This is a genomic window from Nocardiopsis sp. FIRDI 009 (assembly GCF_003386285.1).
GTDB lineage: Bacteria > Actinomycetota > Actinomycetes > Streptosporangiales > Streptosporangiaceae > Nocardiopsis.
In genome coordinates, this window is the sequence record NZ_QPNC01000006.1 from 52,049 (window position 1) to 72,801 (window position 20,753).

At 71.9% G+C, this 20,753-nt stretch carries 18 protein-coding genes and 1 pseudogene; 3 read left to right on the forward strand and 16 right to left on the reverse strand.

The genetic code is table 11. The features are described from left to right. Positions 1-22 precede the first annotated feature (22 nt). The gene (locus DVR05_RS03540; RefSeq protein WP_116244359.1) at positions 23-703 is read right to left on the reverse strand and encodes an MBL fold metallo-hydrolase; all 681 of its coding nucleotides are present in this window, start codon (positions 701-703) and stop codon (positions 23-25) included. Positions 704-1,195: 492 nt separating this feature from the next. On the opposite strand from DVR05_RS03540, the gene DVR05_RS03545 reads away from it, so the two are divergent. Next, entirely contained in the window at positions 1,196-2,428 is a 1,233-nt protein-coding gene (locus tag DVR05_RS03545) for a DUF349 domain-containing protein (protein ID WP_116244360.1), read from the forward strand. A 142-nt stretch (positions 2,429-2,570) separates the two neighbouring features. Here DVR05_RS03545 and DVR05_RS27250 read toward each other — a convergent pair whose 3' ends face one another. Then, positions 2,571-2,711: a hypothetical protein gene (locus tag DVR05_RS27250; RefSeq protein ID WP_232831962.1), complete on the reverse strand. Its 141-nt coding sequence runs from the start codon at positions 2,709-2,711 to the stop codon at positions 2,571-2,573. 16 nt (positions 2,712-2,727) lie between these two features. Between DVR05_RS27250 and DVR05_RS27255 the strand changes: the two are divergent. Both DVR05_RS27255 and DVR05_RS03555 read left to right on the forward strand, forming a co-directional pair. Continuing rightward, positions 2,728-2,853, forward strand: a pseudogene (locus DVR05_RS27255) (winged helix-turn-helix domain-containing protein); the annotation flags it as partial. 42 nt (positions 2,854-2,895) lie between these two features. Beyond that, positions 2,896-3,984, forward strand: coding sequence for an ATP-binding protein (locus DVR05_RS03555; RefSeq protein WP_232831963.1), 1,089 nt, complete (start codon positions 2,896-2,898; stop codon positions 3,982-3,984). Positions 3,985-4,036: 52 nt separating this feature from the next. Here DVR05_RS03555 and DVR05_RS03560 read toward each other — a convergent pair whose 3' ends face one another. The 14 genes from DVR05_RS03560 to pyrR all read right to left on the reverse strand — a co-directional run bounded on the left by DVR05_RS03560 (position 4,037) and on the right by pyrR (position 20,286). Further along, positions 4,037-4,660, reverse strand: coding sequence for a DUF11 domain-containing protein (locus DVR05_RS03560; protein ID WP_116244361.1), 624 nt, complete (start codon positions 4,658-4,660; stop codon positions 4,037-4,039). Positions 4,661-4,756: 96 nt separating this feature from the next. Continuing rightward, complete coding sequence (gene metK, locus DVR05_RS03565) at positions 4,757-5,950, reverse strand: methionine adenosyltransferase (protein ID WP_116244362.1); 1,194 nt, start codon at positions 5,948-5,950, stop codon at positions 4,757-4,759. Positions 5,951-6,140: 190 nt separating this feature from the next. Next, a complete protein-coding gene (gene coaBC / locus DVR05_RS03570; protein ID WP_116244363.1) occupies positions 6,141-7,325 on the reverse strand; it encodes a bifunctional phosphopantothenoylcysteine decarboxylase/phosphopantothenate--cysteine ligase CoaBC in 1,185 nt (394 codons plus the stop codon). A 201-nt stretch (positions 7,326-7,526) separates the two neighbouring features. Beyond that, complete coding sequence (rpoZ, locus tag DVR05_RS03575) at positions 7,527-7,793, reverse strand: DNA-directed RNA polymerase subunit omega (protein WP_116244364.1); 267 nt, start codon at positions 7,791-7,793, stop codon at positions 7,527-7,529. 80 nt (positions 7,794-7,873) lie between these two features. Then, the gene (gene gmk, locus DVR05_RS03580; protein WP_116244365.1) at positions 7,874-8,464 is read right to left on the reverse strand and encodes a guanylate kinase; all 591 of its coding nucleotides are present in this window, start codon (positions 8,462-8,464) and stop codon (positions 7,874-7,876) included. A 233-nt stretch (positions 8,465-8,697) separates the two neighbouring features. Next, positions 8,698-9,021: an integration host factor, actinobacterial type gene (gene mihF / locus DVR05_RS03585; RefSeq protein ID WP_017546565.1), complete on the reverse strand. Its 324-nt coding sequence runs from the start codon at positions 9,019-9,021 to the stop codon at positions 8,698-8,700. A gap of 341 nt (positions 9,022-9,362) precedes the next feature. Then, positions 9,363-10,076: an orotidine-5'-phosphate decarboxylase gene (gene pyrF / locus DVR05_RS03590; RefSeq protein WP_116244366.1), complete on the reverse strand. Its 714-nt coding sequence runs from the start codon at positions 10,074-10,076 to the stop codon at positions 9,363-9,365. A gap of 316 nt (positions 10,077-10,392) precedes the next feature. Then, entirely contained in the window at positions 10,393-11,334 is a 942-nt protein-coding gene (locus DVR05_RS03595; RefSeq protein ID WP_116244367.1) for a dihydroorotate dehydrogenase, read from the reverse strand. Positions 11,335-11,784: 450 nt separating this feature from the next. Beyond that, on the reverse strand, positions 11,785-12,684 hold the full coding sequence (locus DVR05_RS03600) for a dihydroorotate dehydrogenase electron transfer subunit (protein ID WP_116244368.1): 900 nt from the start codon (positions 12,682-12,684) through the stop codon (positions 11,785-11,787). Positions 12,685-12,784: 100 nt separating this feature from the next. Beyond that, complete coding sequence (gene carB, locus DVR05_RS03605) at positions 12,785-16,087, reverse strand: carbamoyl-phosphate synthase large subunit (RefSeq protein WP_116244369.1); 3,303 nt, start codon at positions 16,085-16,087, stop codon at positions 12,785-12,787. 12 nt (positions 16,088-16,099) lie between these two features. Beyond that, complete coding sequence (gene carA, locus DVR05_RS03610) at positions 16,100-17,245, reverse strand: glutamine-hydrolyzing carbamoyl-phosphate synthase small subunit (RefSeq protein WP_116244370.1); 1,146 nt, start codon at positions 17,243-17,245, stop codon at positions 16,100-16,102. A 50-nt stretch (positions 17,246-17,295) separates the two neighbouring features. Then, a complete protein-coding gene (locus tag DVR05_RS03615) occupies positions 17,296-18,597 on the reverse strand; it encodes a dihydroorotase (protein ID WP_116244371.1) in 1,302 nt (433 codons plus the stop codon). Positions 18,598-18,742: 145 nt separating this feature from the next. Next, positions 18,743-19,651: an aspartate carbamoyltransferase catalytic subunit gene (locus DVR05_RS03620; protein WP_116244372.1), complete on the reverse strand. Its 909-nt coding sequence runs from the start codon at positions 19,649-19,651 to the stop codon at positions 18,743-18,745. Further along, entirely contained in the window at positions 19,651-20,286 is a 636-nt protein-coding gene (pyrR, locus tag DVR05_RS03625; protein ID WP_116244373.1) for a bifunctional pyr operon transcriptional regulator/uracil phosphoribosyltransferase PyrR, read from the reverse strand. Before pyrR ends, DVR05_RS03620 begins: the two co-directional genes overlap by 1 nt. Positions 20,287-20,753 lie beyond the last annotated feature (467 nt).

A 20,753-nucleotide genomic window follows, 5' to 3' on the forward strand; every position in this document is an offset into this window, starting at 1 on the left:
AGAACGCCCCGGGCCGGGGACGTCACCCGGTCAGGGCGCGCAGGTAGGGGTTGGTGGCCCGCTCGCGTCCGACGGTGGTGGCCGGTCCGTGGCCGGGCAGGATCTGGGTGTCGTCGGCGCGCGCCAGGACGGCCGAGGAGAGGCTGGCGTTCATCGCCGCCGGATCGCCGCCCGGGAAGTCGGTCCGGCCGATGGAACCGGCGAAGACCAGGTCCCCGGCGAGCATGACCGGGGGCTGCCCGGCGCCGGCGGCCAGGTGGTAGACGACCGACCCCGGGGTGTGGCCCGGGGTGTGCTCGACGGTGAACTCCAGTCCGGCGAGGGGGAGGGTGTCACCGCCGTCGACCGCCACGAGGTTCTCCGGCTCGCGGAAGGGGCCCGGGCCGAGCAGCGCGGACAGCTGCGCGGCGAAGCCGGGGTCGACGCCCGCGGCGGGCTCGGTGAGCAGACGCCGGTCGGCGGCGTGCAGGTGGACCGGCAGGCCCGACCGGTCGGCCAGTTCGGCGGCCGACCACACGTGGTCGAAGTGGCCGTGGGTGAGCAGGACGGCGGTCGGGGTCAGGCCGTGTTCGGCCAGGGCCTTGCCCACCTGTTCGGTGGCGTCCTGCCCCGGATCGACGAGGACGCAGTCACCGCCCGGGGCCGGAGCGAGCACGTAGCAGTTCGCGGCGAGGGGCCCGGTGGCGAGTGCGGCGATGAGCACGGCGTCGTCCTGTCCTCGGTCGGTTCCGGTTGCTGGGTTCGGGGTGCGGGGCCGGCGGGGCGCCGCCCGGCACGCGATCCGCCCGTCGCGACTGACCGGGCGGACGTACCCTACGAGTACAGAGCCTACCGACGCGCGCGGGGACGGCGAACCGGCCCGTGAGGGGGTGCGCGGCTTTGATCACCATTCGATCACCGCACGCGTCGGGCCTCTTTGCCAAACCGCGTGGTAATGCCATATTGGTCACCGGTGCCGTGTGCGCCGCGTCCGCCGACCAGCGCCTCTCCACGGCGGGGTCCCCGGCCCGGCCGGACGCACGAGGGCGCCGCCGCAGACACGGTGATCTGCGCAAGTGTGAACCACGGCGCGTCGATGCCCACCCAATCGTATGGATATCGTGCTGAGCACGGTGGTACCCGTCACGAACCGGTGCGGAACGCCGCGACGACCCGAACCCGCCTACGGCCGGGCTCACGACAGCAGGAGGACACGGTGACCACGGACCCTTGGGGCCGCGTAGACGACGACGGCACGGTCTACGTGCGCACGAGCGAAGGCGAGCGGGTCGTCGGATCGTGGCAGGCGGGGGCCCCGGAGGAGGCCCTGGCCTTCTTCCGCCAGAAGTACGACGCGCTGGTCACCCAGGTGGAGCTGTTGGAGAAGCGGCTCCGCAGCACCGACCTGTCCGCGTCGTCGGCGATGTCCAGCATCGACAAGCTGCGCTCCCAGGTCCGCGAGGCGAACGCGGTCGGTGACCTGGACGCCCTCTCCCGGCGGCTGGACGCGCTCGCCGAACGCGCCGAGGAGCGCAAGGTCGAGCAGAAGCACGCCCAGGAACAGGCGCGCGGACACGCCCGCGAGATCAAGGAGCGCATCGTCGCCGAGGCCGAGCGGGTCGCGGTGGAGACGACGCACTGGAAGTCCGGCGGCGAGCGGATGCTCCAGCTCATCGAGGAGTGGAAGAAGGCGCCCCGCGCCGACCGCCCGACCGAGCAGGCGCTGTGGAAGCGCATGTCGGCGGCGCGCAACTCCTTCTCCAAGCGGCGCAAGGCCTACTTCGCCAACCTCGACCAGCAGCGCGAGGAGGTCCGCGCGGCCAAGGAGCGCATCGTCGCCGAGGCCGAGGCCCTGTCGGACTCGCAGGACTGGGGCCCCACGGCCCGCGCCTACCGCGACCTGATGCAGCGGTGGAAGAACAGCGGGCGCGCGGACCGGGCCAGCGAGGACCGGCTGTGGGCTCGGTTCAAGGCGGCCCAGGACACGTTCTTCGACGCGCGCAACGCGGTCTTCGCCGAGCGTGACGCCGAGCTGCGCGTCAACGCCGAGGCCAAGGAGCGGATCCTGGCGGAGGCCAGGGAGGAGATCTCCGCGATCTCCGACCCGCGCCGGGCCCGCGCGCGCCTGCGCGACTTCCAGGAGGCGTGGGAGGAGGCCGGAGAGCTGCCGCGCGACGTACGCGACCAGCTGGAGGGCGCCTTCCGCCAGATCGAGGAGGGTGTGCGCCGCGCCGAGGACGCCGAGTGGGAGCGGACCAACCCCGAGGCCCGGGCCCGCGCCCAGGCCACGGTCGAGCAGCTGGAGACCGCGATCAGCGACCTGGAGGCCAAGCTGGAGAAGGCGCGCGAGCGCGGCGACGCCCGGCGGGTCAAGGAGCACGAGGACGCCCTGCAGGCGCGGCGCTCCTGGCTGGCCGAGGCGGAGAAGGCGCTCAGCGAGCTGAGCTGACGGTTCGGCACGACGGGCCGTGTCCCCCGACGGGGGGCGCGGCCCGCCCGTGTTGGTGACGACGGAGGGGGTCCGGGGCCGTACCGGGACCGGCCGCCCGTCGACGCGCTCCGAGGTCCGCATGCCCGACCCCGCCCCGCCGTCACCGACCGTCCTGGTCGTGGACGACGAACCGAACATCCGCGAGCTCCTGGCCGCCTCCCTGGAACTGGACGGCTTCACCGTGGTCCGGGCCGGGGACGCGGCGGGCGCACGGACCGGCGCTGGCGGTCGTGGACGTCATGCTCCCGGACGGCGACGACAGCCGGGCCGTGGAGACCTACATCAGCTACCTGCGGCGCAGGGTGGACGTGGGCGGGCCGCCGTTGATCCACACCGTCTGGGGTGTGGGGTACAGCCTGCGGCGGAGCCGGGACCGTGGCTGAGCGTGGGCGTCGTCTGCCGCCCGCGAGCCTGTGGGACGGCTGGTGCTGTCGGTACTGGTGCTGACCACGGTGGCGATGGTGGTGTTCGGCGTGGCCGGGTCCGTGCTGCTGCGCCGGTCCCTGACGGCGGAGGTGGACGAGCGGCTGGAGCGGATGGCGGCACCGTCCGTCGAGCGCGAGAGGCCGCCCCCGGACGGGACCGTGACGATGGTGGCGCAGTCCCTGTCCGGGGTGGACACGACACCGGCCCTGCTGACGTGGGTGCAGGTCGGCGCGGGCACGGTGGTGCTGCTGGCGCTGGCCGCGGGAACGGTCGCGATCGTCCGTGTCCAGCTGCGCCCGTTGGCGCGCATGCAGCGTGCCGCCGACGCCATCGCCGGCGGTGACTTCGCGGCACGCGTTCCCGAGGACGGTCGACACGGCTCCGCGTCCGAGACCGCGCGCCTGGGCGCCGCGCTCAACACGATGCTGGGAAGGCTGTCGGAGGCGTTGCGGGAAGGGGAGGCCACGGCGGAGCGGATGCGACGGTTCGTGGCCGAGGCCTCGCACGAGTTGCGCACCCCCTGGCGTCGATCCGGGGGTTCGCGGAGCTGTTCCAGCTGGGGCGGGAGCGCGGTCGGTTCTCGGCCGACCCGGTGGCGGACGACTGGATGCGGCGGCGCGGGCCCGGGAGGGGGACGCGCCGGACCGGGCGGCGTCGGGCGCGGTGCCCGGGGTCCGGGTGGTCGGCGACCGACCGCGCCTGCGACAGGTGCTGGACAACCTGATCGGCAACGCGCAGGTGCACACACCGCCCGGAACCCCGGTCCGGGTGTGGGTGGAGGTGCTGGAGGCCCCGGACCGGTGGGCGCCGTCGGAGGAGGCGTCCGGGTGGGCGCGCTGCCGTCGAAGGTGCGGGGTGTGGCCGCGGTGTGCGTGCACGACGAGGGCCCCGGGATCCGGGCGCAGGACCGGGAACGCCTGTTCGACCGGTTCTTCCGGGCGGACGGGGGCCGTTCGCGCCACACGGGCGGCGCGGGTCTGGGGCTGGCGATCTCGGCCGCCGTCGTGTCCGCGCACGACGGGGTCCTGGAGGTGGTCAGCGAACCCGGGGAGGGCACGCTGTTCCGCGTGTTGCTGCCGCTCGGCTGACGGGTACATCCCCCGTACCGGTCGTGTCCCGCGGGTCCGGCCGCCGCGGCGTTCAGCGGCGCGAGTCCAGGTGGTAGACGTTCGCGGGAGCGGGCTCGGCGGTCTCCTCGGGCTCCGGCCCGGGCGGCGCGGGTTCCTCCGCCTGGGCGGGCCCGGATCGCCGCAGGAGTCGGCGGAGTCCGACCGCGCCCGCCACCAGCAGCGCCGTCAGGGCGGCGCCCCCGGCGACCCACGGCGCGATGACCGGACCGCGCAGGGTGTGGACCGCCGAGGAGCACGACGCCAGTGTGGCGTCGGGGGCGGGGCGCACGCACACGGTGGTGACCGAACGGTTCCCGTCCGGGACCCCGGTGATCTCGCCGACCGCGGTCAGTACCGCGCGTTCCCCGGGCTCCAGGGAACCGGACCAGACGAGCCGCCCGTCCTCGACCGCGGCCTCGGGCGAGGTGGAGGTGATCGTCATGGTCGGCGGGACGAACTGCACCACCTGCGCCTCGGGAAGGTGGTCGCCGCCGGAGTTGCGGACCCGGATGGTGAGGTCGACCGTGTTTCCCTCACGCAGGGGCTCCTCCTCGACCACGGCCTCCACCACGACGTGGAGTGTGTCGGCCCCCGGAACGGGCACCATCAGGAGAGCCGAGAGCCCCCCGGCTGACAACGCCGTGAACACGGACATGACGGATCCCCCTCCGACAACCAGAATCACTATGCGCACATAGTATGTCGCAATGTGTGATATTTCCAGGTCGGAAGGGGATCCACCCGTGCGACGTTAGGCGCCGACAGCCGACCGCAGCGCGGCGGCGCGGTCGGTCCGCTCCCAGGTGAAGTCGGACAGCTCGCGGCCGAAGTGGCCGTAGGCCGCGGTCTTGGCGTAGATCGGGCGCAGCAGGTCGAGGTCGCGCACGATGGCGGCGGGCCGTAGGTCGAAGACCTCCTTGACCGCCTTCTCGATCAGCTCCGGGGCGACCTTCTCGGTCCCGAAGGTCTCGATGAACACACCGACCGGGTGCGCCTTGCCGATGGCGTAGGCGACCTGGACCTCGGCGCGCTCGGCGAGCTCGGCGGCGACGATGTTCTTGGCGACCCAGCGCGTGGCGTAGGCGGCCGAGCGGTCCACCTTCGACGGGTCCTTGCCGGAGAAGGCGCCGCCGCCGTGGCGGGCGTAACCGCCGTAGGTGTCCACGATGATCTTGCGGCCGGTCAGACCGGCGTCACCCATGGGGCCGCCGATCTCGAAGCGGCCGGTGGGGTTGACCAGCAGCCGGTAGTCGTCGGCCTCCAGGCCGAAGGCGGACACGACCGGCTCGATCACGTGCTCGCGCACGTCCGGGGCGAGCATCTCGTCGAGGTTGATGTCGGCGGCGTGCTGGCTGGAGACGACGACGGTGTCGAGGCGGACCGGGGTCTGGCCCTCGTACTCGACCGTGACCTGGGTCTTGCCGTCCGGGCGCAGGTAGGGCACCGTGCCGTTGCGGCGGACCTCGGACAGGCGCTCGGAGAGCGAGTGCGCCAGCTTGATCGGCAGCGGCATGAGCTCGGGGGTCTCACGGTTGGCGTACCCGAACATCAGTCCCTGGTCGCCCGCGCCCTGCCGGTTGAGGGCGTCGTCCTCGTTCTCGACGCGCGCCTCGTAGGCGGTGTCGACGCCCTGGGCGATGTCCGGGGACTGCGCGTCGATGGAGACGTTGACCCCGCAGGAGTCACCGTCGAACCCCTTGGCGGACGAGTCGTAACCGATCTGGAGGATGCGCTCGCGCACGATGGCGGGGATGTCGACGTAGGTCTGGGTGGTGACCTCACCCGCGATGTGGACCTGACCGGTGGTGATCAGCGTCTCGACCGCGACCCGGCTCGTGGGGTCGTTGGCGAGCATCGCGTCGAGGATCGAGTCACTGATCTGGTCGGCCATCTTGTCGGGATGGCCTTCGGTGACCGACTCGGAGGTGAAAAGGCGGCGGGACACGTTGCCTGACTCCTTGCAGCGGCTGCTGGCTGACATGTACCGGCCGGCACGGGGCCGACCAGCGCGGTTGGTTGTCGCTCCACTGTAACGGGACCGATGAGGGCGGAAATCCCGTGGTCGGAAGATCACGGGTTCCCGAAGGAAGTGTGGCGTACTCGGAGGTAGGAATCCAGCCCCACACCGTGGCGATTTACGGCAGGCGCTCGACCACGAGGTCCCAGACGCGGTCGGCCAGGTCCTCCTTCGGCCCGAACGGTACGTCCACGGCGGCGCCGTCGGAGGCGAGGATCACCGCCTGGTTGTCCTCGGTGCCGAAGGCGCGACCGCCGCCGACCTGGTTGACCACGAGGAGATCGCAGCCCTTGCGCGCCAACTTGGCGCGCCCGTGGGCGAGCACGTCGTCGGTCTCGGCGGCGAAGCCCACGATGGTCTGCGTCACGCCGTCCGCCTCCCGGGAGGCGACCAGCCCGGCGAGAATGTCGGGATTCTCTGTCAGGTCGATCGGCGCGGGCGCGGCGCCGGACTTCTTGATCTTGCTCCCGGCGCTGGCGGCGGGACGGAAGTCGGCCACCGCGGAGGCCATGACCACGGCGTCGGCCGCGACGCGCTCGGCGGCCATGACCTCGGCCATGTCGAGCGCGGACTCCACCCGGACGACACGGACCCCGGCCGGGTCGGGCAGGGCGACGTTGGCCGCGACGAGCGTCACCTCGGCGCCGCGGGCGGCGGCGGTCCGGGCCAGGGCGTACCCCTGTTTGCCCGAGGAGTGGTTGCCGATGAAGCGGACCGGGTCGATCGCCTCACGCGTGCCCCCGGCGGAGATCACCACGCGCCGACCGGTGAGGTCGGCGGTCCCCCCGCGCAGGGCCATACGGGCCGCGTCGAACAGCTCGGCGGGCTCGGGCAGACGGCCCCTGCCGGTGTCCGCACCGGTCAGGCGCCCCTCGGCCGGGTCGAGCACGATCGCTCCGCGCTGGCGGAGGGTGGCGACGTTGGCCTGGGTGGCGGGGTGCTCCCACATCTCGGTGTGCATCGCCGGGGCGAACACGACCGGGCACCGGGCGGTCAGGAGCGTGTTGGTCAGCAGGTCGTCGGCCAGCCCCGCGGCGGCCTTGGCCAGGATGTTGGCGGTGGCCGGGGCGACGAACACGAGGTCGGCGGACTGGCCGATGCGCACGTGGGGCACCTCGTGCACGTCGTCCCAGACGGCGGTCGCCACGGGCTGTCCGGACAGCGCCGCCCAGGTGGGCTCGCCGACGAAGCGCAGCGCGTCGGCGGTGGGTACGACCCGGACCCGGTGACCGGACTCGGTCAGTCGACGGAGCAGCTCGCAGATCTTGTACGCGGCGATGCCGCCTCCGACGCCGAGGACCACCTGGGGCGCGCGGGCGGGTTCTGTCTCACTCACGAGAGGAGTTCTACCAGGTGCCGACCCGGACACCGCGAGGGGCGTACGGGGTTCCGCGGGAGGAGTCGAGCCGCCGGCGAGGAACGAGCCAGGCGAGGGCGACGACGAAGAATCCCGGTTCTCCACGCGCCGAGCCCCGTGCGAGCCCGCGGGCACGCACAAACGCGGTCAGTTCCCCTCGTAGGGCTCGGCGGTCAGCAGGCCGGCCTTGACCTCGCGCAGGGCGATGGACAGGGACTTCTCCTGGACGTGGGTCTCCACGAGCGGGCCGACGTACTCCAGCAGGCCCTCGCCGAGCTGGGCGTAGTAGGCGTTGATCTGGCGGGCGCGCTTGGACGCCATGGTGACCAGGCTGTACTTGCTGTCGACGCACTCCAGCAGGTCGTCGATCGGCGGGTTGGTGATGCCTTCGGCGACGGGCTCGGTACCAGCCACTTCGTATCCCCCCAGGGACGGTCTCCGGCTCGTCGGAAGCCGTGACGTGATTGACAGGTGGGCGCCCGCGGGCGGCGGTATCACGCCTTGGGCGCTCTGATCAACGCTAGCAGCTCGTCGCATACGTCCCGTACGGACGTGTTGACCAGCGTGGTGTCGAATTCCTTCTCCGCCGCGAGCTCGACCCTGGCCGCGTCCAGCCTGCGCTGGACGACCTCCTCGGACTCGGTGCCGCGACCGGTCAACCGGCGGACGAGCTCCTCCCAGGAGGGCGGCGCGAGGAAGACGTGCAGGGAGTCGGGCATGGACGCGCGCACCTGGCGGGCGCCCTGGAGCTCGATCTCCAGCAGGACGGGGATCCCCGCCGTCAGCCGCTCGGTCACCGGGGTGCGCGGGGTGCCGTAGCGGTTGCCCGCGAACTCCGCCCACTCCAGCAGTTCGTCGTCGGCGATGAGCCGGTCGAACTCCGCCTCGGAGACGAAGTGGTACTGGACGCCCTCGCGCTCACCGGGCCGGGGCGCGCGGGTGGTCACCGACACCGAGAGCCACACGTCGGGGTGGTCGCGGCGGATGGCGTCGATCACCGTGCTCTTTCCCACGCCCGAGGGGCCGGACAGGACGGTCAGCCGTTTCTCCTGCGGGCTGGTCTGGGCTCCGGACGCGTCTGGCATGGGTGGATCGGGCTTCCCTTCGAGGTCTCCGCGGTCGCGGGAAGCTCCATTTATACCACCGCGCCGCGGTACGGAGGACGCGCCGACCTGGGGCCGTGCGTCCGCCGTCCGCGGCGCGGGTCAAGCCTCACCGGGGGTTCGGCGCCACTGTGGCGCGCCGCCGCTCCCGCGTGGTCGGGAACGGTCTCCGCCGCGACTGTGGGGGACGCGGACGGGCCGGTGCACTACGGGACCTACTTGGTCAGGTCCCCGAACTCGCTCTCGAGAGCGGCGCGCTGGTTCGTGCCCAGACCTCGGACACGGCGGGACTCAGCGATGTTGAGCCGCTCCATGATCTGCTTGGCACGGACCTTGCCGACGCCGGGCAGGGATTCCAGCAGAGCCGAAACCTTCATCTTGCCGATGACGTCGTCCTTGAGGCCGTTCGAGAGGACCTCGGACAGCGAGATGCCGCCGTTCTTGAGCTTGTTCTTGACCTCCGCGCGCTCTTTTCTGGCCTTGGCGGCCTTCTCAAGAGCGGCACTGCGCTGCTCGGGTGTGAGGGGAGGAAGGGCCACGCCGGGTCACCTCGGATTTCTACTCGTTTGTAGAGGGCGGACGCCTGCGCAAGTTAGTAGGTCTGACCCCTCTTAGGCAACGCAAAGTGGCCCTTCAGCGGCTATTTCATTGAAGGAACTACGGAGAGTTACTATTCCATTGCGGTCGGAGACGAAAACCAGGACCTTGGTCCCGATTAAGGGACCCGAAAACCATGCCACCAGTGCAGGTCACACAGGGGTGACGCACGTCACTCTCGGCTTCACGATCCTATTTTCGGTCACACTTAATTGGTGACCGTCTGTGATCCGCAACTGCGCGTGATGGGATCACTGCGACATCCCGCCCGCACCTCCCTCCACTAGGAACGGACCCCGGCGCGCCGCACCGCGGCGGCGATCGCCGCCGCGGCGGCGCCGGGGTCCGCCGCCCTGGTGATCGGCCGACCGACGACCAACAGGTCCGCCCCGGCCGCGACGGCCTCCTCCGGGGTGGCCACCCGGGACTGGTCACCCCTGTCCGCCCCCGCCGGGCGCACGCCCGGCGTGATCAGGGTGATGCCCGGACCCACCTCGTTCCTCACCAGGGCCACCTCCTGCGGCGAGCACACCAGGGCACGGGCCCCGGCGCCCACCGCCATCGCCGCCAGACGCCGCACCGCGTCGCGAGCCGGACCGAGCAGCCCCACCTGCTCCAGATCCTTCTCACTCATCGAGGTGAGCACCGTCACGGCGGCGATCCTCGTGTCCGGGGCGGCCTCCACCGCCGCCCGGACCATGTCCGCTCCCCCACTGGCGTGCACCGTGAGGATCGACGGGCGCAGGCCCGCGACGCTGCGCGCCGCACCCGCCACCGTCGCCGGGATGTCGTGCAGCTTCAGGTCGAGGAAGACCCCGACACGGTTGGCGCCGCGTACCGCACTGACGACCTCGGGGCCGTACCTCAGGTACAGCTCCAACCCCACCTTCACCGTGCTCACGTGCGGTGCCACGGCGGAGGCCCAGGTGGCGGCGGTCTCGATGTCGTCGGCGTCGATCGCGACGGCGATCGGCGCGGGCGCGGTGGGCGCGGTCATGTCGGTTTCCCCTCTTCGTCCGACACCGTACAGTCGGTGTCAGCACCTGCACCTGTGCTTACGAATGTGCTTACGAAAGCACTAGCCAATGCACGTTCACTGTCATGTGCACACACCAAAGTGTGCGATTCCCCGGATGAGGCGCTTCATGCGCCCCAGTCATGTCACTTCCCCGTAACGGCTGCCGAGACGGCCGTGAGCGGGCCTTTCTCCGGATCGGATCGCGGAGTGCCGGATGCGCTCCCCCGGCCGGAGAACGCCGTCTGAGCGCCGTCCAGCCCGGTCGGGGCGGTGCGCACCCGGCCCGTGCCGGGCCTCAGGCCCCCATCCCCGCCCCGTGGGCCGCGCCGACCAGGTCGGCGGCCCGCTCCACCCCGCGCGCCTCCAGCGCCTCGGTGAACTGCCGGAGCACGCGCGCGCACGCGGACGGATCGGAGAAGTTGGTCGTGCCCACCGCGACGGCGCTCGCCCCGGCCGCCATGAACTCGACCACGTCCTCGCCCGTGCGCACCCCGCCCATGCCCACGATCGGCACGTCGGGCAGGGCCTCGTGCACCCGGTAGACGCAGCCCACCGCGAGCGGGCGGATCGCCGGACCCGACAGCCCGCCGATCCCGCCCGACACGGCGGGGCGCAGCGTCCGGGTGTCGATCGCCATACCGCGCACGGTGTTGATCATCGACAGTCCGTCCGCCCTGGCCTCCACGCACGCCGTGGCCAGCGCCACGACGTCGGGCACGTCGACGGAGAGCTTGGCCAGGACCGGGACGTCCGACCGGGCGTGCGAGCGCACCGTGCTCACCACCGCCGCCGCGCTCGCGGGGTCGTCGACGAAGTACCGCCCGGCCGGGTCGGCCGGGTCCGGGCAGGCGAGGTTGACCTCGACCGCGATGACGCCGTCGGCCTCGGAGACGCGTCGGGCCAACTCCCCGAACTCACCCATGCCCGTCCCGGCGATGGACACGATCGCCCGTCCGCCGTGGGAGAGCAGCCAGGGCAGGTCGCGTTGGAGGAAGACGTCGATCCCGGGCCCCTGCATGCCGGTGGTGCTCAGCATCCCGCTGGGCGTCTCGGCCATCCGCGGCGCGGGGCGCCCCGCACGCGGTTCCAGCATCACCGACTTGGTGGTGACCGCGCCGATCGTGGAGACGTCGAAGAAGCGCGCCAGTTCGCGACCGGTTCCGGCGCACCCGGCGGCCGTCACCACCGGGTTGGGCAGCTCGGCGGCGCCGAGCAGGATCCTCAGGTCCGTGTTCACGTCATCTCCTGCAGGACGCCCCGGTCCTCGGACCGGGGAGGAAATCGGAACCCCCGGTCCACGGGAGGACGGCGGCCGGACCGCCCTCGGGCGGCGCGTCGTCCGCCCATGCCCGGGACGGGATGACTCACACAGGTCAAAGCTCCCCTCCTCTGTCGTGGGTTCCCGCCAGATCGCCGAACGCGACGGCACCACGGCAGAGGGGCGAGAGGCCCGGCAACGCCGGGGCACCGCCCGTACACGGACCAGGAACTCCGCACACGTGATACCGGACCGGGCGGGTCTGTGCCCGGCCGGTGTCGAGGGCACAGGAGCCGAGCGGCCGCAGGACGTTCGGGCCGCCTGAGCCAGGAATCCCCGCGCGTCTCATGGCGGGAGGGGACTCAGCCAAGGGTCTCCTTCCTTCGGAAAGGGGAGCGGTCGGGTTCCCACCCTCCAGGTGCGTGTCACTCAGGCGATGTCGCGCGCGGACTCGGCCGCGCGGGCGACCTTGGAGCCCTTCCAGCCCGGCGCGCCCAGGGCGTCGAAGGGGATGGAGCCGACGTCGTCGAAACGCACCCGCTCACCCCGGAAGACCGGGCCGTCGACGCAGGAGCGCACCATGCGGGTGACGCCGTCCTCGCCCACGACGGGGATCACGCAGGTCATGCAGATCCCCGTGCCGCACGCCATCGTCTCCTCCACCGACACCTGGACGGGCAGCCCGTGCGCGCCCGCCACCGCCGTGACCGCGCGCAGCATGGGCATGGGACCGCAGGCGTACACCGCGTCGGACCGGGCCTCCTCGATGACCCGACCGAGCACGTCGGTCACCCGGCCGCGTGTGCCGAAGGAGCCGTCGTCGGTGGTGAAGACGGCCGTCTCGGCGACCCGGCGGGCGGTGATGGCGCTGAACACACGGTCGGAGGAGGCCGCGCCCAGGACGAAGTCCACGCGGCAGCCCCGCCTGCGCAGGGCCTGGGCGAGCGGGAACAGCGGGGCGCCGCCCGACCCGCCGCCCACGAGCACGCAGTTGACCGGGTCACGCGGCAGCGGGAAGGGGCGGCCCAGCGGTCCGACCACGTCCAGCAGGTCGCGCGATCTTCGTTCGGACAGCCAGGCGGTGCCCGTCCCCCGCACGGCGAACAGGAACTCGACGGTGCCCCCGTAGTCGGGCTTGACGTCGTGGATGGCGAAGGGGCGGCGCAGCAGGGTGCTGGAGTGGTCGCCGCCCACCCCCACCGCGACGAACTGCCCGGAGCGGAAGCGCTCGGCTATGCCCGGCGCGACCACGGTGATGGCGTAGTAGGCGTCCACCCTGCGTACGTTCAGCACGGGGCACCTGATCTGCACCGGTCCGTTGTCGCTCATGGTGTCCTGGAGCCTTCCTCGCCTCGGCCGTGCGTTCGCCGCGGGCACGCGGCCCGCGGCGAACGCACTCTACTGCGTCCGAGCCCGGTGTCCGGCCCGGTTACGCCCGGCTGGCGTCGAGGGTGCTCGCGTGCTCCTGGAGGGAGCGCACGCCCACGTCGCCGCGGACGCGCGCCTCGATCGCCTGCACCGCGGCGGCCAACCCCTGGACCGTGGTCACGCTGGGCACGCCGCGCACGACGGCCGCGGTGCGGATCTCGTACCCGTCCAGGCGCGGTCCGGCCTGCCCGGCGCTGCCGAAGGGGGTGTTGACGATGAGGTCGACCCCGCCGTCGTGGATGAGCTGCACGATGGTCGGCTCGCCGTCGGGACCGGGACCCTCGCTGTGCTTGCGCACGACGGTGGCGTGCACCCCGTTGCGGCGCAGGACGACGGCGGTGCCCTCGGTGGCCAGGATCTCGAAGCCCAGGTCGGCCAGGCGCTTGACCGGGAAGATCATCGAGCGCTTGTCGCGGTTGGCCACGGACACGAACACCCGGCCGCTGGAGGGCAGCTGCCCGTTGACGGCCAGCTGCGACTTGGCGTAGGCGGAGCCGAACTGGACGTCCAGGCCCATGACCTCGCCGGTGGAGCGCATCTCGGGGCCGAGGATGGTGTCGACGCCCTCGCCCTGCTTGTCGATGAACCGGTTGAAGGGCAGCACGGCCTCCTTGACCGAGACCGGCGCGTCGGCGGGCAGGTCGCCGCCGTCGCCCTCGGCCGGGAGCAGGCCCTCGGCGCGCAGTTCGGCGATGGTGCTGCCCGCCATGACCCGGGCCGCGGCCTTGGCCAGCGGCACGGCGGTCGCCTTGGACACGAACGGCACGGTGCGGGAGGCGCGCGGGTTGGCCTCCAGCACGTACAGGACACCGGAGGCGAGCGCGTACTGGACGTTGAGCAGGCCGCGCACGCCGGTCCCCCGGGCGATGGCCTCGGTGGAGTAGCGGATCCGCTCGATGTCCTCACTGCCCAGGGTGACCGACGGCAGGGTGCACGCCGAGTCGCCGGAGTGGATCCCGGCCTCCTCGATGTGCTCCATGACGCCGCCCAGGTACAGCTCGGCGCCGTCGTAGAGCGCGTCGACGTCGATCTCGATGGCGTCGTCGAGGAAGCGGTCGATCAGGACCGGGTGCTCGGGGCTGACCTCGGCGTTGCGCCGGATGTAGTCGGCGAGCATCGTCTCGCTGTAGACGATCTCCATGCCTCGGCCGCCGAGCACGTAGGACGGGCGGACCATGACCGGGTAACCGATCTCGTCCGCGGCGGCCTTGGCCTCCTCGAAGGAGTAGGCGGTGCCGTGCTTGGGCGCGGGCAGCCCGGCCTCGGCCAGGACCTTGCCGAACTCGCCGCGGTCCTCGGCCAGGTCGATGGCCTCGGGGCTGGTGCCGATGATCGGGACCCCGGCGGCCTTGAGGCGGCGGGCCAGGCCGAGCGGGGTCTGTCCGCCCAGCTGCACGATGACCCCGGCGACCGGTCCGGTGGCCTGCTCGGCGCGGACGACCTCCAGGACGTCCTCCAGGGTGAGCGGCTCGAAGTAGAGCCGGTCGCTGGTGTCGTAGTCGGTGGAGACGGTCTCCGGGTTGCAGTTGACCATCACCGTTTCGTACCCGGCCTCGGACAGCGCGAAGGAGGCGTGGACGCAGGAGTAGTCGAACTCGACGCCCTGGCCGATGCGGTTGGGGCCCGACCCCAGGATGATGATCTTGGGCCGGTCGCCGACGGGGACCTCGGTCTCCTCGTCGTAGCTGGAGTAGAGGTAGGGCGTACGGGCGGCGAACTCGGCGGCGCAGGTGTCCACGGTCAGGTAGACGGGGTGGATGCCCAGGGCGTGGCGCAGTTCGCGGACCACGTCCTCGCGCTTGCCGGTGACCTCGCCGATCTGGACGTCGGAGAAGCCCAGCCCCTTGGCCTCGCGCAGCAGGTCCGCGTCGAGCTTGGGCGCGGCGGCCAGCGCGCGGGCCGTCTCCTCCAGGCGGAGCATCTGGTCGAGGAACCACGGGTCGATCCGGGTGGCCTCGTGCAGCTCCTGGACGGTGGCGCCGGCGCGCAGGGCCTGCTGGACCTGGCGCAGGCGGTGCTCGGTCGGGGTGGCGGCCCGGCGCAGCAGGTCGTCCCTGTCCCCGGGTTCGCCCGCCCAGGTGAAGCCGACGCCCGCCTTCTCCACCGAGCGCATGGCCTTCTGGAGGGCCTCGGGGAAGGAGCGGCCGATGGCCATCGCCTCGCCGACGGACTTCATCGTGGTGGTGAGGGCCGGGTCGGCGCCCGGGAACTTCTCGAAGGCGAACCGGGGGACCTTGACGACCACGTAGTCGAGCGTGGGCTCGAAGCTGGCCGGGGTCTCCTGGGTGATGTCGTTGGGGATCTCGTCGAGCGTGTAGCCGACGGCGAGCTTGGCGGCGATCTTGGCGATCGGGAAGCCGGTGGCCTTGGAGGCCAGCGCCGAGGAGCGCGACACGCGCGGGTTCATCTCGATGACGATGATCCGGCCGGTGGTGGGGTGGACGGCGAACTGGATGTTGCAGCCGCCGGTGTCCACGCCGACCTCGCGGATGACCGCGATGCCGATGTCGCGCAGCTTCTGGTACTCGCGGTCGGTCAGGGTCATGGCGGGGGCCACGGTGATGGAGTCACCGGTGTGCACGCCCATGGGGTCGAGGTTCTCGATGGAGCACACGACCACGACGTTGTCGTTGGCGTCGCGCATCAGCTCCAGCTCGTACTCCTTCCAGCCGAGGATGGACTCCTCCAGGAGCACCTCGGTGGTCGGGGAGAGCGCGAGGCCCTGACCGGCGATGCGGCGCAGTTGGGCCTCGTCGTGGGCGAAGCCGGAGCCGGCGCCGCCCATGGTGAAGGACGGCCGGACCACGACCGGGTAGTTCAGCTCCTCGGCGGCGTCCAGGCACTCCTGGAGGGTGTGGCAGATCCGCGAGCGCGCGGACTCGCCGCCGATGCGCTCGACGATCTCCTTGAACGTCTCGCGGTCCTCCCCGGACTGGATGGCCTCGATGTTGGCGCCGATGAGCTCGACGCCGTACTTGTCCAGGATGCCCGCCTCGTCCAGGGCGACGGCGGCGTTGAGCGCGGTCTGCCCGCCCAGGGTGGGCAGCAGGGCGTCGGGGCGCTCCTTGGCGATGATCTTCTCGATCATCTCGGTGGTGATCGGCTCGACGTAGGTGGCGTCGGCGATCTCCGGGTCGGTCATGATCGTGGCCGGGTTGGAGTTGACCAGGATGACCCGCAGGCCCTCGGCCCGCAGAACCCGGCAGGCCTGGGTGCCCGAGTAGTCGAACTCGGCCGCCTGCCCGATCACGATCGGGCCGGAGCCGATCACGAGGACGGATGAAAGGTCACTACGGCGCGGCATGCTCTTCCTCTACTACTGCTTGGCAGCCGGTGCGGGCTGGGCGGACATCAGGTCGCAGAACTCGTCGAAGAGTCCGGCGGCGTCGTGGGGGCCGGCGGCGGCCTCCGGGTGGAACTGGACGCTGAACGCGGGGCGGTCCAGCAGCCGCAGGCCCTCGACGACCTGGTCGTTGAGGCCGACGTGACTGACCTCGGCCCGGCCGTACGGGGTGTCGAAGGGGGCGTCGAGCGGAGCGTCGACGGCGAACCCGTGGTTCTGGCTGGTGATGGCGACCTTGGTGGTACGGGTGTCGCGCACCGGCTGGTTGACGCCCCGGTGACCGAAGGTCAGCTTGTAGGTGCCCAGCCCCAGGGCGCGGCCCAGGATCTGGTTACCGAAGCAGATGCCGAAGAGCGGCTTGCCGGCGTCCAGGACGCCGCGCATGGCGGCGACGGGGCCGTCGGCGGTGGCGGGGTCGCCGGGACCGTTGCTGAAGAACACGCCGTCGGGGTCGAGGGCGAGGATGTCCTCGGCGGTGGCGGTGGCGGGCAGCACGGTGACGCGGCAGCCGCGCTCGGCCAGGCGCTGGGGCGTCATGGCCTTGATGCCGAGGTCGACGGCGGCCACGTGGAAGCGGGTCTGGACGCCCTCGGGCGGCAGGACCTCGTACGGGGCGTCCGTGCTGACCTCGGCGGCCAGGGCGGACCCGGCCATGGGCGGCTGCTGCAGGATGCGGGCCAGCAGCGCCTTCGGGTCGGTCTCGACCGTGCTGATCGCGGCGCGCATGGCGCCCCGGTCGCGCAGGTGGCGGGTGAGGGCGCGGGTGCCCCTGAGGGCGATGCCGATCACGCCCTGGCGGCGCAGCTCCTCGTCGAGGGTGCGCTGGGCGCGCCAGTTGGAGGGGATGCGCGCGGGCTCGCGGACGACGTACCCGGCGACCCAGATCCGGCCGGACTCGGGGTCGTCGTCGTTGACGCCGGTGTTGCCGATGTGCGGCGCGGTCATGGCGACGATCTGGCGGTGGTAGGAGGGGTCGGTGAGGGTCTCCTGGTACCCGGTCATGCCGGTGTTGAAGACGGCCTCGCCGAAGGTCTCCCCGGTGGCGCCGAAGGAGCGGCCGTGGAAGACGCGGCCGTCCTCAAGCACCAGAATCGCCGGTCCGCCGGTTTCCTCGGACACGTTCTCCCCCTCTACCGAACCAGTGTTGACCTGGGTGTTCGCTGTTGTGTTCAACTGATCTTCCCCTCCAGGACGGTGGGAACCCCGCGCAGGAAGGTCGCGCGGACCCGACCGGGCAGGGTCATCCCGCGGAAGGGGGTGTTGCTGCTCTTGGTGACCATGGCCGCGCCGTCGACCTCGATGGGGGCCGCCGGGTCGTACAGGACGACGTTGGCGGGCTCCCCGGCGGCCAGGGTGCGGCCGTGCCCGTGGACGCGGCCGATGCGGGCCGGCGCCGCGGACATGCGGTCGGCGACCTGGTCCCAGGTGAGCAGGCCGGTGTCGACCATCGTGCGCTGGACGACCGCGAGGGCGGTCTCCAGGCCGACCATGCCCATGGCGGCGGTCGACCACTCGGTCTCCTTGGCCTCCACGGGGTGGGGGGCGTGGTCGGTGGCCACGATGTCGATCGTGCCGTCGGCCAGTCCCTCGCGCAGCGCCTGGACGTCCTCGGCGGTGCGCAGCGGCGGGTTGACCTTGTAGACCGGGTCGTAGCTCTCCACCAGGTCGTCGGTGAGCAGCAGGTGGTGGGGGGTGACCTCGGCGGTGACGTCGCAGCCGCGGGCCTTGGCCCAGCGGATGATGTCGACGGACCCCTTGGTGGAGACGTGGCACACGTGCAGGCGGGAGCCGACGTGTTGGGCGAGGAGGCAGTCGCGGGCGATGATCGCCTCCTCGGCGACCGCGGGCCAGCCGGGCAGGCCCAGACGGTCGGAGACGCAGCCCTCGTTCATCTGGGCGCCCTCGGTCAGACGGGGTTCCTGGGCGTGTTGGGCGACGACGCCGTCGAACGCCTTGACGTACTCCAGGGCGCGGCGCATGAGCAGGGCGTCGGAGACGCAGACGCCGTCGTCGGAGAACACCCGGACCTGGGCGGCGGAGTCGGCCATGGCGCCGATCTCGGCGAGGCGCTCACCGGCCAGGCCGACGGTGACGGCGCCGACGGGGCGCACGTCGCAGTACCCGGCCTCGCGGCCCAGGCGCCAGACCTGCTCGACGACCCCGGCGGTGTCGGCGACGGGGTCGGTGTTGGCCATGGCGTGGACCGCGGTGTAGCCGCCCATCGCGGCGGAGCGGGAGCCGGTGGCGACGGTCTCGGCGTCCTCACGGCCGGGTTCGCGCAGGTGGGTGTGGAGGTCGACCAGGCCGGGCAGGGCGATGAGGCCGTCGGCGTCGACGGTCTCGGCGCCCTCGGGGGCGGCCAGGTCGGGGCCGACGGCCTCGATGCGACCGTCGGCGAGCAGGATGTCGACGGGGTCGCCGCCGAGCGCGCGGGCGCGGCGGATCAGGTGCGGTCCGTGGGTGTCGGGCATCGCTGTGTGGATTTCCTCGTGTTCGGTGTGCGGAAGGCAGGTGTGCGGGCGCGGCGGAGCGCGGGCGCGGCGGAGCGCGGGCGCGCGGCCCTGCGGGCACCGGTCAGGCGCCGTAGGGCGGCGGTCAGGAGCCGTGGGGCGGCGGTCAGGAGCCGCCGAGCAGCAGGTAGAGGACGGCCATGCGCAGGCTCACGCCGTTGGCGACCTGTTCGGTCACGGTGCAGCGCGGGGAGTCGGCGACCTCGGCGGAGATCTCCATGCCGCGGACCATCGGGCCCGGGTGCATGACGATGGCGTCCTCGGGCATGCGCGCCAGGCGTTCGCCGTCCAGTCCGTAGTTGCGGCTGTACTCGCGCACGGACGGGAAGTAGGACTCGGTCATGCGCTCGGCCTGCACCCGCAGCATCATCACCACGTCGGACTTGGGCAGGACCCCGTCGAGGTCGTAGGAGACCTCGCAGGGCCACGTGCGCACCGAGACCGGCAGCAGGGTGGGCGGCGCGACCAGGGTGACGTGCGCGCCGAGGGTGGTCAGCAGGAGCACGTTGGAGCGGGCGACGCGGCTGTGCAGGATGTCGCCGACGACGGCGACCCGCAGCCCCTCCAGGCGGCCCAGGCGGGAGCGCATGGTGAAGGCGTCCAGGAGGGCCTGGGTCGGGTGTTCGTGGGTGCCGTCGCCCGCGTTGAGCACGGAGCCGTCGACCCAGTTGGCGAGCCGGTGGGCGGCGCCGGAGGCGCTGTGGCGGATGACGACGCCGTCGGCGCCCATCGCCTGGAGGGTCAGGGCGGTGTCCTTGAGGCTCTCGCCCTTGGAGACGCTCGACCCCTTGGCGGAGAAGTTGATGACGTCGGCGGACAGGCGCTTGGCCGCGAGCTCGAAGGAGGTGCGGGTGCGGGTGGAGTCCTCGTAGAAGAGGTTGACGACGGTGCGTCCGCGCAGGGTCGGCAGCTTCTTGACCGACCGGTCGCTGACCTGGGCGAGCTCCTCGGCGGTGTCCAGGACGAGCGTGGCCTCGTCGCGGGTGAGGTCTCCGGTGGAGAGCAGGTGGCGCATCAGGAGTTCCCCTCCGTCGTACCGGGGCGCTGCCGCGCGGGGCCGAGCAGGACCGCGTCGTGACCGTCGGTCTCGGTCAGACGGACGGTGACGTTCTCGCGCAGGGAGGTCGGCAGGTTCTTGCCGACGTAGTCCGCGCGGATGGGCAGTTCCCGGTGACCCCGGTCGACGAGGACGGCGAGCTGGACGGCGCGGGGGCGGCCGAGGTCGCCCAGGGCGTCCAGGGCGGCGCGCACGGTGCGGCCGGAGAAGAGGACGTCGTCGACCAGGACGACGACGCGGTCGTCGAGGCCGCCCGCGGGGATCTCGGTCCTGCCGAGCGCGCGTGCGGGGGCCATCCGCAGGTCGTCGCGGTACATGGTGATGTCGAGGGACCCCGTGGGCACCCTCAGGTCCTCCACGCGTTCGATCCGCTGGGCCAGGCGCTGAGCGAGGGGGACGCCGCGCGAGGGGATGCCCAGCAGGGTGACGTGGTGGCCGCCCTTGGTGCGTTCGAGCACCTCGTGGGCGATACGGGTGAGGGCCCGGTTGATCTCGGCCCCGTCGAGGACGGCCCGGCCGCCCTCGGGTGTGTCGGGGGACGCCGCGGGGTCGATGGACCCGGCGTCACCCCTCGTCTGGTTCTGCGCACGCAAAGTAGTGACCCCTTCCCTGCCTCACGGGACAGGTCGTTAAAGGATGTCGATCGGGCTCACGCTACCAGCGACGACCGGGAACCCTCCAGAGGCGTCCGACACCAGCCGGTCACGAATGTGACTCTCATCACATCAAGAGTGGGCGCTTAATCACCCAAGGGTGACCGTTTCATGACTGACCGGATTGGCCCCATGAGTAGGCAAAACGTGAAAACGCCTGTCAGATCGGGCTTTTCGGCCACCTGATCTGCCCCACTCGCACCGATCAGTACAGAGATGAGAGGTGTCTCACTTACGCACGGTTTGGCCACTGATTCGTCGCGTTTCACACCAACGGCTTGACCTGGAAGCCAGACCCCCCTAGCGTCACTGTCTGTAACCATTGCCGGGTGGGGTTGCACCCCGTGACCACCGATGGACCGCCTCGGCGGCCCGCCGAGGACGAGCGGACGTCTCCCCCACCACGC